Below are 13,356 nucleotides of genomic sequence, written 5' to 3'. Positions count from 1 at the left end.
TATTACCCCTTTTATTACCGTGAAGAATCCTTCGGAAGCAATAGAGTTCTATACAACGGTTTTCAATGCAAGGGTTAAGGATATTACTGAATATCCTGATGAGAATGGCAATAAAATAATTGTTCATGCGGAATTAGATTTTGGAAATGGTTTTTTGCAGCTGGGAGCAGCGAATCCGGCATATCAATTGGTCTTGCCGCCAGATGAAGACAATGCGTGTTATTCTTTCGGAATTTACGTCATGAATGTGGATCAGGTCATTGAAAATGCGATAGCAAGAGGAGCGAAAGTAAGGGAACCAGTTGCAAACTTTGTTTCAGGTGATCGATTCGGAAGTATATTGGATCCTTGTGGAGTAAGGTGGTCTATTATGACTAGGATCGAGGATTTGTCAGAAGAAGAAAGTAGTCGTAGGGTTGCTGAGTGGGCCAAAGGCTTTAGTGGAGAATAAATGCAATTACTTCTTTGGTAAAATGTATTAAAGTGACAATCTGCTAAAATGATGTAATCGAAATTCTGGTGGCAATTAGTTGGCGGAAAATACGGCATCTTTATCACCACATAAGGCATGTTGAGCGCTGTTCACTGTCAGTAAGGAAAGATTGAATACAGGATGCATAGGTGGTGTTTTAGCTCCTCAATGAGGGTCTAGTCGATAAATAGAGGGAGGTAAACCATGTTAAAACGTATAATTTTACCCTTAGCTGTTATCTTTGTGTTCGTTTCTTTAGTCTCAGTTGAGAGAGCACATGCGGGATCTAAATTTAGTTATAATGTTGAAGTTTCTGTAAATAACAGCACTTTGACATTAGATCCATTTCTAGAGAGAGCCACAAACGAAAATAATAGCACCTTGACGACAGACGTCAGTCCGTATATAGAGAGATCCACAAACACCGTATATGTTCCTATTAAATTCATAATTGAAGGGCTAGGAGAGTCTGTCTCATGGAACATGCCTACACAAGAAGTTACAATTAAATCGAAGAATGGTACAATTATACGATTAACAGTGGTAGCAAAGTTGCATACGTGAACGATGAAGAAAAGATGATGCCGAGTGCTCCCATTATGCCGGAATATCCAAATCGGGTTATGGTTCCTCTTAGATTTGTTTCGGAAGTTCTGGGAGCTACAGTAAATTCAACTACGATCAATGGAACATTACATGTTGACATTAAGAAATAATGCTTGATAGTTTTGAAATGGGTAAAACTAATTGCTCTTTAAATCTTGGGTCGTAGAGTTTGAGGAGTAGCAATTTTAATGTATATCAAAAAGTTTGGAACAGGGGTTCAAATCCCCATGTCTCTATACTGAAACCCGCTCATTGAGCGGGTTTTTGCTTTTAGTCACCCTTATTGTAGACCAAATGTAGACATAAAACTATTTAAGGCACAGAGTTTGTTGGAACTTGTAGACATTGCTGTTTTCTTCTTTTGATGGATTTTAAAATGAAGCGCGACACCTGCTGGAATAGGATATAATCCGAAATAATTTTTAATTTTAATTACTAAAAATTTATGCTTATGATTTTTGGCAAGGGAAAATAAGATATAAAATATGGAAGGGAGTGATATATTAAGTAATTATATTGAATAATAGTATTTATGATAAAAAAGTCATAAAACTAAGGAATTGAAATTATTTTGTTACTAACCATCTTAGGAGGAATTATCTATGAAGAAAAAATTAACAATACTTAGTCTAGCTTTAGCCATCACAGCCTTCTCTACTGTAAGTTTAAGCGCTTCTTACGCTTCTGATTATGACGTTTCCTCTGGAAATTCTTCTCCTTTAATTAGCGTGAATGCAAATGGTGCTGCTGTTGAGCCTCAAGCAATAGCATCCCTTGCTCGTAAAGCAGTACAAGTTGGTAAAGCAGCTTATGAAGCTAACAAGGATGCTTTGAGGGAAGCGACCCGCTTAGGAAGTCTATTAGGTACAGGTGCTTCTAGTAGTGATGTAGAGAATGCAGATGTAATTTTTGATAAATAGCTGAAACATCAGGGAGAGGATCAGATTTTTATATTTCTCTCTCCCTGATGTTATTTAAAAGAGGTGATTGCTTAAATGAAAAAAAGAAGTGAAGCGTTTATTTTAAATGCTACGTTATTCTCTTTATCGTTGTTCTTGATGGTTCATTTCTTCTTTATTTTTCTTCACGCTGGACCGCTTAACCCGGTCTCTGTTTCATTGAAATCAGTAACTGATAACTATGTTGGACGGTTTTTTCAACAAAACTGGCATCTATTTGCTCCCCAGCCTATGACTCAAAATCTAAAATTATATGTACGTGTGAAGTATAAGGGGGAGGGCAGTACCAAAACTGTTATAAGCAATTGGTATGATGTTACTGAACCTATGATCAGGACGAATGAGACGACAGTATTTTCACCTTATAATAGGATGCTCAGAATTGGAAGTGGATACATACATCAATTATATATAGGAGGAAAAGATGATCTAACATATAAATTAATGGAGAAAATATCTAAAAAAGATAATGTCGCCAAAGAAATAAATGCTTCTTTAGAAAAGGATTCGGATCAAGTTGAACAAATCATATACCGCTATGCCTCTGCGTTTGCGAAAAGAGAGTTTTTGAAACATGAAATAACCGATGTCCAGTTTATGACCTCAATATCGGATGCAATTCCATATTCAAAGCGAGATGATCTTCATTTTAAAGTGAAAGAAGATAATGTCGTATATGGTTGGAAAGGAGTTGTAAAGGATGTTGTTGAATTACCGTAATTTTTTTATGAATGAACGCTTTCTTATTGGCACAAGTATCCTTCGGATATGTATCGGGTTGATATTACTTTTCAATTATTTTATTCATTATAAACAAAGATATTTTTTTTGGCACGAATCTGGAATTAATATATATTCTGCTGGGTACAAGTCATTAACATGGTCTTTATATAATTTGAATTCATCAGCTTTATTTTTTGACTTTATCTATCATTTAGGAATTGTGGTTACTATTTTTTATTTAATTGGATACAAAGGCCGCCTTTTTTCAATTCTGACCTATCTATTTTTTTATTCACTGTATGTTCGTTCTTTTCATATAAGTGACGGAGGAGACAATTTACTGATAGTAAATATGTTTTTTCTCCTATTCGCCAATAATACTGCATATTTCTCTTTTGATTCTAAATTGAATAGCTTACATGGAAAAGGCTCGAAGCAGTCTTTGATTTATAAGTTATCCATAATAATTCACAATTTTGCAGTACTTTTTTGTATTATACAACTGTGTATTGTTTATTTCTTCTCAGGAATGTATCAGCTTATGGGAGAAATGTGGCAAAACGGAACGGCACTTTATTATATCTCTCAGGTGAGAGAGTTTAGCAGACCTATTTTGGATTATATGGTTAACCATTATGTTGGACTCACCATTTTATTCACTTATTTATCTATAATTGTTAAAATAGCTTTTCCTTTTGCTGTAATTAATAAAAGCCTTAAACCGTTTGTAGTTATTGCTATGATATTGTTTCATGCAGGAATCGGTATAGGCATGGGCTTACTGACGTTTTCACTAATTATGATTGTTATGGAATTATTGTTGTTTACGGATCGAGAATATAAAAAGTTATACCATTTTATAAAGATCAGCTTCCGGAAAATATCAATTACAATTCGAAGAAAAACAAGAAAATTAGGATATGTAAGTTTTCAACACAAACAAATTCTGGTTTTCTATGATGGTTGGTGTCCTGTCTGTACAAATATAAAAGACAATTTGTACAAGCTAGATTATTTTAGAATGCTACGGCTTGTTAGTTTTCGGAATTCTTCATTGGTTCAAGCATACAAATTAGATGTTAATGAATTAGAAAGGCGAATGCATAGTTTCTCAATGAATGATTCCAGTAAAATACAACGTGGAATTGACTCTATTGCACAAATTTGTACAAGAATACCGTATCTTTGGTGGGCGGTTCCCTTTATAATTATTTTCAAAAAAATGGGTATTGGTGGTTATTTGTATGATTATATAGCTTCTAAAAGAAAAGTGATTCCCGTGGGGAACTGTGACGACTTATGTGAACTTCAGCCTAAGCGTGTCCATTAAGGAGCAAAGTATGAAAATAATTTTATCGTTAGTAGCTATAATTTTAATATTTGTGTTCATATGTATCCTGTTTTTGTTCATTGCGAAGCGCCAAAATAATAAGAAAACAGAAATGGATGTTCTAAGTTTTTTGAAGGAAAATCCGAGTAAAGCATCTTTGTTTATGATCAAAAATGGTATGGAGAAAATCAGCTATAACTCAGAAGTTAAAATGCCGCTTGCCAGCACGGCCAAAGTGATCATTGCTATCGAATTTGCTCGCCAAGTTGCAGCGAAAATATTAGACGAGCAGGAACTTGTTCCTTTAGAGGAATTAAATAAATTTTATATCCCTGGTTCCGATGGTAACGCTCATCATAACTGGATCAAATCCATTCGCGCAAACCATAAAGAGGTTCAAGGGAAAATTACGTTATTGGATATTACTCACGGCATGTTAGCATATAGTTCCAATGCCAATACAGAATTTCTGATGGCGAAAATGGGTTTGGATAAGATAAATGAGAATATTATGAAGCTCTCACTTTCTTCCCATGATAAAATCTTTCCTTTTTCATCTGCGGGATTCATGTCTCCTTATATCCAAGAGACCGAAAACATAGGTTTTAAAGAGTCGATACAAAAGATAAGTGAGATGAGTTACGAGGAATATATGAAAAAAGCTATTGAAATTCATCAGATTTTAAATCGTGATCAGGGGATAGAATGTATTCAGAAATGGAACACCAGGCAGAATTATGTACGAAAGCTTCAAGTGCTGGAATCGCGCAAGCTTCCTCGTTCAACGACTAAAGAGTATGCTTACCTCATGAAGCTTATACACAAGGGGGAGTTGGTTCCTTCTACTATAAATCCATATCTAAAGATGCTAATTCAGCGACAAGTGGATAACTCCAAGTTAATAGAGTTTGGAAACAAAGGTGGATCTACCATTTCTGTTCTAACAGAGGCTTTATATTGTACGGATCGGGAAGGAAATGACATTCAACTAGCCATGTTTATTCAAGATGATTCTGGGGTGGATCATATTTGGCTCAAGCAGAAGCTGGATTTGTTTTTTTACAAATTATTAACGGATACTGCATTTCAAGAAGAGGTAAGAAGCAAATTATCATATGACAAGGGAAGAAATTGAATGTTTTTTTATTTTGTAAAAATGCTGCTGATTCCGCTTATACTTTACTGGATCATGGCTTACTTTCCATTTAAAAATCGTATTTCGTGGTATATACACACTTTGTTTACAAGTGCATATACGTTCATGATTTTATTCATAAATGATTGGACAGAAATTAGCTATTATTTACGACCGGTTTGCATCGTATTGTTTGGATGTTCCTTATTCCGTCAAATGATTACTTTACGCTCTTTTAAATTTAATGGCTTAAATAGAAAAACACGAATATTCCTTTCTCTTTATGGTTTATTAGCAATATATCAAGTTTTTATATGTATTTTATTTAGTATTTCATACATTACATCCACTCCTAAACACGAAGATGCAGTCGATTTAGCGTTCCCTTTGAAAGGAGGGGCTTACGAGGTAGTGAATGGTGGAATGAGTTCATCTATGAACTATCACTTTTCGCATCGTACTCTGAAATATGCGGTGGATATAACTAAGCTCACCCCGTTAGGTTCAAGAAAAGGGATATTTGATAATCCTGAATCTTTAAAATCCTATCCCATTTATAATGATTCAGTATATAGTCCGGTTGAGGGTAGAATTATCGAAGTTGTGGATGGAGTAGAAGATAATGTCCCAAACTCCCTGGGCCGTAGTACTACAAATATGATTATCATCAAACACCAAGGATATAATATTCTGTTGTTACACTTGAAGAAAAATAGTCTATTAGTCAAGAAAAATGATTTTGTCAAGGTTGGACAAGAAATTGCGAAAGTAGGGAACTCAGGTTACAGTAGTGAGCCGCATCTTCATGTTCATGCTATAAAACATGATAATAAGAGAGATTACTTCAATGGAACCTCGGTTCCTATTACTTTTAATGGTAATTACTTAAAGAGAAATGATTTGCTATTTAATCAAACACTTATTTTTCGTTAAAAATGTATACCTACCTAGAAAGTCGGTTTGAGAATTTGTTTACCAGATTTTTAGTATGGTGTATTGTTCTTCAGAGCAAGTATTTTCAACTTAAGCGAGAGGTATATCCTTACCATCGTCTCGACACATGTGGAGTGCGTGGTAGTAATATATCGAGATGAGATGTAGAAGCACACAAAGTCATCTCAAAGCATTAACAGTCGTACTAAAGCATAAAAAGTCGTGTTACGAGCCGAGCGAGAAAGGGGCTCCGTTCCTGTTTTCCTCGGCTCTTTTTCCTATTTCCACCGCAATACATAGAAAGTTCGCCCAAATCTCCGCTATTCATCATTTTTACTAAAAAAGTCGCCCAAATCTCCGCTAATCATTGAACAGAGGCGGTTTTTCTCCTGTTTTTTTTCGATCATTTCCTTCGATTTTCTTTTGCCCTATCCCCAGCTTTTTCCTGTCATTCCCCCTACCCTTAGTTCGACTTTAATTGCTTTTTTGACCCCGATTTTTCCCGTTCCGACTCAGAAATTCCTCTGTTTCTTCTTACGACTATTATTGCAGGCATAAATTGGGTGAGGGCGTGAGTGAGAGGCTGTGAAGCCTTGTGGCTGTAAGGCGGAGCAGCGGTGGGGAAAGGTGACATGGATGATACGACTATTTAGGAAATGCACATAAGAAGCAGTGATGTACAGGGTTTAAGAACAACTTTAATTTGTTCCTGCATTCAAAAAAACGCTTTAGGTTAAGTGGTCGGGGAGAATTTAGTTAAGCAACCAGTAGTTGTGTAGAACATTGCTACTAAGTCGCCTAACCATAGTATTACTCTAGATATAATGGAAATCTAGGCCCTTGGTATTACACAGGGGCTTTTTTGTTCCATATATCCCCTTAATTATGCTATAGTTTAATGAATAAAGAAGATTTATGCAGAATTTAGTAGGATAATGAAATGGAGTATTTCCTTTGTTATGGGTATTTAGCCCTTTAATATAGGTTGAGATATTCCGATGAGGTGAAAACGGGTGGCAAGAACGTTCAGAAGCAGACAAATTTCATATGTTTTGAGAGGATTATTTGCTATAGGTGGGCTTGCTATTTACTTTAATATACCGGGATTGCCAAGGGATACTTTTTCTATCTTGCTTAATCTGTGATTCAAGGAGAAATTTTTGGATCAATGCGGGCACAAAAGTTCGATGGAAAAAGGGAATAGAGAGTTTAATGGTACGTTTTAATAATCGTTCATAAAAGAGCCTTCTGATTTTAGAGTTGAAAAACAATATGTTGGACATGATTGATCGACACTTACATGATAGCCTCTCGCGAGGACTATCTTTTTGATTAGGCATCAAGAGTTACGATATATAATTTATGACATAAAAACACAGCAAGAACGGATGTGTATGTAATTTTAAAGGCTAAATTGTAATATGAGTTCCAGTTCTTAGCATTGGGGATGGTCAAATGAATAAAGAGATATATTTAAAACTAATATCAAGTGCATTAGCCAAGATGGTTTATGAAGTTGAACTTAGAAATTGTATTAGTTTATTTGATATCAATATAATCGCAGAAGATTTTTATAAAGAGTTTTTGAAAATAATATATGGCTATAACTTAATTAATTTAAATATCTTAGAAAAGAATACTTCAGCAATTGATTTAGCAGACCAGGTCAGTAGAATTGCAATTCAAGTTACCTCAGATAATTCAAGCACAAAAATTAATGAAACAATCAAAAAATTTAATGAAAAAAAACTACACGCTCAATATGATAGATTGATTTTTTTAATGTTAATAAAAAAGAAAAACTATACAACATCATTTGATACTGAGGGGCTATTTTCCTTTTCAAAAGATACTGATATAATCGATCATTTAGATTTAATTCAGCATATTAAGAATAAAGATACTTTAGAATTAATGTTGATTTCTGAATTTTTAAATCAAGAATTGATGCTTAAGGTAGGCCAAACAACAAGAAAACAATCTAATGAAGTAGAAACAATCATCGCATTAATTGAGTATTTAAGTAGTAATAAAAAGGTTACCACGAAAAAGGTGGACACTATAACTGATCCAGAGGATAAGATCAATAGAAGGTTTAAAGATTATTCTGATTTTTTAAAAGGCCTTTATATAGAGCTTGTTTCACTATATGGTGAAGCAGTTAAGCAAGCTAATGAAATATTAGGACTAGATGATGTTAAAAGCTTATTAATCAGACTTTATCTCAGAGACATCAGTAATAAATATCTGGAACAGACAAACGGTAATCCGAGGGAAGCCTTAGAATTGCTAGCATTATACTTCGAAGAGCAGTTAGGTGCTTCGGGTTTTGAATTTGATAAAATGGCTATAAAATACTATTTAATTTCCGAAACGATAAAATGTAACGTATTTCCCAACATAGTAGGTGAAAAAGTTGGCACTAGTTGAAGATAGCGAGAATATTAAATCCTCAGCCGTATATATAGGATATTTGATTTTAAAGGAAATTAAAAAAAGTGGAGCCGAAAAAGTCTCCATTTATAAAGTTTCGGATACTTTGAAAAAGAACGATATTTCACATAGCAGGCAATTAATATTCGGATTGTTGTTTTTATACTCACTTGGAATGGTGAAATTTGAGGAGCCATACTTATGGATAGAGTAGTTAATAGAATTAAATTAATGAAGTTATATTCGCAACCGGAAGTGTTTGAACCTATCCTGTTTGAGGATGGGGTAAATATAATTTTAGGTGAGAAATCAGATGCAACTACAACTAGCGGAAGAAAGACCAATGGTGTTGGGAAGTCTATGTCCATTGAATTTATTAATTTCTGTCTTTTTAAGAAGTACAGTGATAGTAGAATTCGGCTGATACCACACGATGCTTTAAGTGACGACGTATATATTAATCTTGATTTAAAAATAGGCCAAGAATATATCACAATTTTAAGAAGCAAGAAGGAGCAAGATAGACCTTTATTAAAAAAAAATGGTGAAACAATTGTTTTTGAGAATGTTGATGAAGCTCAAAGATTTTTCAACTGTGTTTTGGGGGTATTTACCTATGACTAAAACACCTTATAAGGTGCATGGGAAAGTCAATGCATTTATTGGACAATCCGGTCATGGGAAAACTACGATATGGGATGGACTTCGGCTAATGCTAGGAGCAAGCCACTTTGAGAGTAAAAGAACTTTTTCGTTTTATGTGCAAAAAAGCAATTGGGCTGTGGTTAGAATTGCATTTCACAACATTTCAATAAATGGTAAACGGCCTTTTGAAAGAGTTAGAAAATTTAAAGATGAGGTAACTGCTTGTTGTAGAATTTTTAAAACTGATCAGGGTTCGTGGTCTAGAGAGTATTATTTCTTTGATGGAGAATTTAACGACTTGGTGGATCTTCAAATTAACACAAAGGCCTATAGTGAGGCATCTCTAACTGTGGGTCAGTATCTTGAACTATTAGAGCAATGTCTCGGAATTACAAAAGAATTTCGTAATTTGATGGCAATGAGCCCTGATACCGTTAGAGAAGTTGTTAATTTATCGCCGCATATGCTCTTTCAACTTGTTTTTGATTTAAAAGGAACAAAGGACTATAAAAAACGTTATGATGAGAGCAAAGAGAGATTAAGCGAGCAAGGGGTGGCCATCGAACGTGCAGAGGAAGAAATGGAGGAAGCTCGAAAACGGTTCGAAGGCGCAAAGCAGAAGAGCCAAAAATTTCGCCTCTATCAAGAAAAAGAAAAAGAAATAGAAGTAACAGAGATTAATCTAAAAAAACTTGAATACTTGGAATTACAGCAGGCATTGGAGTCGACTAAAGATGAGATGACTCAAATAAAAAAGCAGGAGAAACTTGAGTTAAATAAAGTTAATACATTGACAGTAAAGATAACGGACAATGAGAAGGAGATCACTAAATTAAATACAGAATATCAAAATTTGAATATTTTAGAGGATCGAGCAAACCAAGACGTTATACACTATATAAGTGATAAAAAAATGAAGGAAAAAGAAATTGAAGTACTTAGAAAAAGAATTAATGAAGTTAAACTTATTGAACCCCAAAACATTGACCACTTAGAGAATTTAAGAGATTCCCTTAAAGAGAAACTTAATCAGAAGAAAGTAGATTATTCAAAGGGACTGGTGGAACTCAAAAATCTGGAACAAAAGCTCTGCGACTTGGAAAATAATCTCCTGCCATATAGAGATGAAGCTAAAAAATTCAGGAAAATACTCGAAGTAAATAGAATTCCCTTTATTATGCTTGCTGATGCCATTAGTGTAAAGCCAGAGATGAGAAAGTGGCAAAAGGCGATTGAGGCTTATATTGGCAATAATCGTTATCGTTTTATAATCGAATCTGATCACTATCTCATTGCGAAGAAACTACAGCAAGAGGCTCGATACGGCGCCCGTTTGTCTTTGCCTAGAAGTGACAATGGTTTTCAATCAAGACTGAATTTTTCTTACCCAAGTATACGATCCGCAATCAGCGTTACCCATAATGAAAAGGTTGAAGGTTATTTAGGAAGATTAAATCATGTTTATTTAGTTGAGACAGTAGAAGAAGGGCATGCTCTTCAAGCTAAAGGTATTGAGAGCATTACTATTGAAGGGCTGCTTCAAGATGATGATGGTGCAATCTACTTAAAGTACCATAGTCTATGTTGTGGGAAACTAGCTATTGAAGAAGAAAAAAAACAAACGAAAGAGTTGTTATTTAAACAGAAGGATATAGTCAATACACTAAATGAGAGTGTCCGTAACATACAAGATGAATTAGGAAAACTAAAAGAGGGTATTGAAGATCAACAATTGTTATTTAAATTAGAAGAAATGGAAAATTCATATCGTTTGTTACTATCTGAAACTGAACAATTATCGAATCTTATTGGCGAAACAACATATAAAAGGAAAAAAATTAAGCATGAAATTGAAAATAATAGAGATAAAGTGATTATAGTTACTGAGGAGAAAGCTAAGTTTATTGAAGTAAAAAAACAGGCCAAACAAAAAATGGAGGATTTATCAAAATACTATGCAGAATTACAGGGCAGCCTTGATTCTTTTAATTTAAAAATAGAGCTTGCAATAGTAAACATGAGAGTATTTGGATTGAATGAAGAGGATTTTGAGTTCATTTCTTATGATGTACAGGGGAAAGCCTTTAAAGATCAACAAGGTAATACTCTTACTTCGAATGATATGCAGAATAAACTGAATATTTTGCATCGGGAAAAATCGGAGCTTTATGACCCTTCAGTAAACGAGGAAATTGTTCGTGTAGTTAAAGCCCAGGAGGGACAAGTTGAGCTACTTTTGAAGAATTTAAAGGAATTGAGAGAAGAAAGAGATGATCTTGAACGTACTTGTGATGACTTACTATATCAATTTAGGAGTCACATTAAAGAGATTATAAAGGATTATATTGAGCAGTTTGTAAATTTAGCTAAATTACTTAAGGCTACTGCTAAAGGAAGGTTAGTTGAAATAACACCTGAACCAGAAACGTGGGAGATCCATTTATTTATTGGTTATGATGGAAAAGAACCGATTGCCGTTGATGGCCCCTATCTTAGTTCAGGCCAAAAAGCTAGTACCAGCTTAATGATTTTACTGGCAGCTTTGAGTGATAGCAACGATGGAATTACAACGCCAATCATGTTCTTGGATGAGCCTAAGGCTCGAGTGGATGATGATCGAGGAAATGAAATAGGACAACTTTTGCAAGCTACCGATATCCAGTATTTTATTACTCATCAACAAGGGGAATCTCTAAAAACTATTGATTGGATTGATCATGCTTTTACCTGCAGTGCATGTGAGCCGGGAAAAGAATTTGCAAATCCTCTTATTTTAAAAAAGAGAGTTAACTTATAGACTTGAAGTTAAAATGCTAGGTAGTAAGGCTCGATTCTGGTTTTAATAGTTAAAGTAGTAGAGGTGAGAAAAAGCGTGTTTCAACAAGGTATATTTAAAATTGACGAGGATCATGCGGGCATAGAAGTAAGTAAAACGTATAAGGAGTACCGTTTTCCTGTTGAAATGTTGGCAAGTGGGCGAGGATATAACGGTGTAGAGGCGTCCTTAAATAAACCGCATGGCAAAAAAGTGATAATGGATTTTGTAATTAAAACACTTTCGAAAGGCACGAAACAATACAAACCATTTATTAATCAAATTCTTCAAAAATATTCATGGATTGATCTTAATGATGCTTTGGAAATCCTTCTATTAGACGGTATAATTCAGATTACTTTCAAAAATTTAAAACCACGAAAAATGACTGATTGGATTCCTAAATCAATTCAAATTGATCCTAGAGCTATGGAATATTTAATAAGAGATGAACCGAATTATGATGTGGAGTTTAAGAACTTAAGGGAGTCAGTTATAAAGTTAGTATTCTATACTAAAAGCCCAATTAAAAATTTATTATTAAAGTGGATCAATGAGAAAATAATTAAAGATCAAACAGGATCTATAATTACAGACAGTACTTCATTTAATAAATATAAATCAATAATTCTTATGGTTGCTCATTATATTATTTTCAAAGAAAATGACGAAAAGGTACCGTTACGATATTTGTCGAATCAAATATGGAGTCAGCCCAGATTACTAAGCAAATACAAGAATGAAGTTGTTCTTTCGGCAGGCATAACTTTGGATGAATTAGATTCCGTACTTCTTCCGGATATTAATAATACTTTACATGCTCCATTTATACTAATTTCGCCAGTGCATAAACTAATTGAATTAGTTACTAGACTGTCTAAACTTTTGGACTCTGATGTTCAGCAAGATACTATATTATTACACACGAATGAAATGGAATACTACGTAAAAAGTATTGTGGAAATTGTTAGTGAATCCAGAGAGGTCTTAGATGAGTTTCTGCTGATGTATAATGCATTTAAAAAAGAAATTTTCCAAAAGAAACCGAAGGAATCCCATTTAAGTATGTTAAATGATTTAGAACTGTCAATTATTACTTTGAAAAATAAGTTGTTAAAGATAGATTATGTAAGGCGGAAATTTGAGCTAATTGTTTTAGATGAAATAGGGAATGGTTCTTTTGCGATAGTATATAAAGTGTTTGATCCTGAATTAAAAAAAATTGTAGCTTGTAAAGTTCTTTTTCCAAGAAGCCACTTTAAGCGGGTGTATAGAAATGATGGAGACGAATATTTAATCCGCTTC

10 protein-coding genes and 1 pseudogene are annotated in these 13,356 nt (G+C 34.1%); all 11 read left to right on the top strand.

Going from position 1 to position 13,356, the window contains the following annotated elements; all coding sequences use genetic code 11:
* Window positions 1-451, top strand: a 451-nt coding sequence (locus tag GRP75_RS12305; RefSeq protein WP_160789441.1) for a VOC family protein, incomplete at its 5' end; no start/stop codon positions are given.
* A 225-nt stretch (window positions 452-676) separates the two neighbouring features.
* Window positions 677-1,188, top strand: a pseudogene (locus tag GRP75_RS12300) (stalk domain-containing protein).
* A 492-nt stretch (window positions 1,189-1,680) separates the two neighbouring features.
* The gene (locus GRP75_RS12295; protein WP_028542217.1) at window positions 1,681-1,998 is read left to right on the top strand and encodes a hypothetical protein; all 318 of its coding nucleotides are present in this window, start codon (window positions 1,681-1,683) and stop codon (window positions 1,996-1,998) included.
* A 75-nt stretch (window positions 1,999-2,073) separates the two neighbouring features.
* A complete protein-coding gene (locus tag GRP75_RS12290; protein WP_028542218.1) occupies window positions 2,074-2,757 on the top strand; it encodes a DUF5819 family protein in 684 nt (227 codons plus the stop codon).
* A gap of 544 nt (window positions 2,758-3,301) precedes the next feature.
* Window positions 3,302-4,090, top strand: coding sequence for a DCC1-like thiol-disulfide oxidoreductase family protein (locus GRP75_RS30735; RefSeq protein ID WP_231517233.1), 789 nt, complete (start codon window positions 3,302-3,304; stop codon window positions 4,088-4,090).
* 10 nt (window positions 4,091-4,100) lie between these two features.
* On the top strand, window positions 4,101-5,225 hold the full coding sequence (locus GRP75_RS12280) for a serine hydrolase (RefSeq protein WP_069080740.1): 1,125 nt from the start codon (window positions 4,101-4,103) through the stop codon (window positions 5,223-5,225).
* Window positions 5,226-5,636: 411 nt separating this feature from the next.
* Window positions 5,637-6,158 (top strand): M23 family metallopeptidase, encoded by a 522-nt coding sequence (locus GRP75_RS29710; RefSeq protein ID WP_254664485.1) that lies wholly within the window; start codon window positions 5,637-5,639, stop codon window positions 6,156-6,158.
* Window positions 6,159-7,613: 1,455 nt separating this feature from the next.
* On the top strand, window positions 7,614-8,588 hold the full coding sequence (locus GRP75_RS12270; protein ID WP_160789439.1) for an SMEK domain-containing protein: 975 nt from the start codon (window positions 7,614-7,616) through the stop codon (window positions 8,586-8,588).
* A 204-nt stretch (window positions 8,589-8,792) separates the two neighbouring features.
* Window positions 8,793-9,215, top strand: coding sequence for an ATP-binding protein (locus GRP75_RS12265; protein WP_160789438.1), 423 nt, complete (start codon window positions 8,793-8,795; stop codon window positions 9,213-9,215).
* Window positions 9,208-12,033 carry a coiled-coil domain-containing protein gene (locus tag GRP75_RS12260; protein WP_202404108.1) on the top strand — a complete coding sequence of 942 codons (2,826 nt, stop codon included), beginning with the start codon at window positions 9,208-9,210 and terminating at the stop codon, window positions 12,031-12,033. Before GRP75_RS12265 ends, GRP75_RS12260 begins: the two co-directional genes overlap by 8 nt.
* Before the next feature lie 75 nt (window positions 12,034-12,108).
* A partial coding sequence (locus GRP75_RS12255; RefSeq protein WP_160789436.1) for a serine/threonine protein kinase occupies window positions 12,109-13,356 on the top strand: 1,248 nt, incomplete at its 3' end.

This window comes from Paenibacillus sp. OT2-17 (assembly GCF_009827695.1).
Classification (GTDB): domain Bacteria; phylum Bacillota; class Bacilli; order Paenibacillales; family Paenibacillaceae; genus Paenibacillus; species Paenibacillus polymyxa_B.
The sequence above is the reverse complement of the archived record's forward strand: the minus strand, read 5'-3'. Positions and strand labels throughout refer to the sequence as shown.

What these genes read in the sequence shown, in the direction of transcription:
- GRP75_RS12270 (WP_160789439.1), top strand. Translation starts at nt 7,614, where the DNA reads ATGAATAAAGAGATATATTTAAAACTAATATCAAGTGCATTAGCCAAG.
- GRP75_RS12260 (WP_202404108.1), top strand. Translation starts at nt 9,208, where the DNA reads ATGACTAAAACACCTTATAAGGTGCATGGGAAAGTCAATGCATTTATT.
- GRP75_RS12265 (WP_160789438.1), top strand. Translation starts at nt 8,793, where the DNA reads ATGGATAGAGTAGTTAATAGAATTAAATTAATGAAGTTATATTCGCAA.
- GRP75_RS30735 (WP_231517233.1), top strand. Translation starts at nt 3,302, where the DNA reads ATGGGAGAAATGTGGCAAAACGGAACGGCACTTTATTATATCTCTCAG.
- GRP75_RS12295 (WP_028542217.1), top strand. Translation starts at nt 1,681, where the DNA reads ATGAAGAAAAAATTAACAATACTTAGTCTAGCTTTAGCCATCACAGCC.
- GRP75_RS12280 (WP_069080740.1), top strand. Translation starts at nt 4,101, where the DNA reads ATGAAAATAATTTTATCGTTAGTAGCTATAATTTTAATATTTGTGTTC.
- GRP75_RS12290 (WP_028542218.1), top strand. Translation starts at nt 2,074, where the DNA reads ATGAAAAAAAGAAGTGAAGCGTTTATTTTAAATGCTACGTTATTCTCT.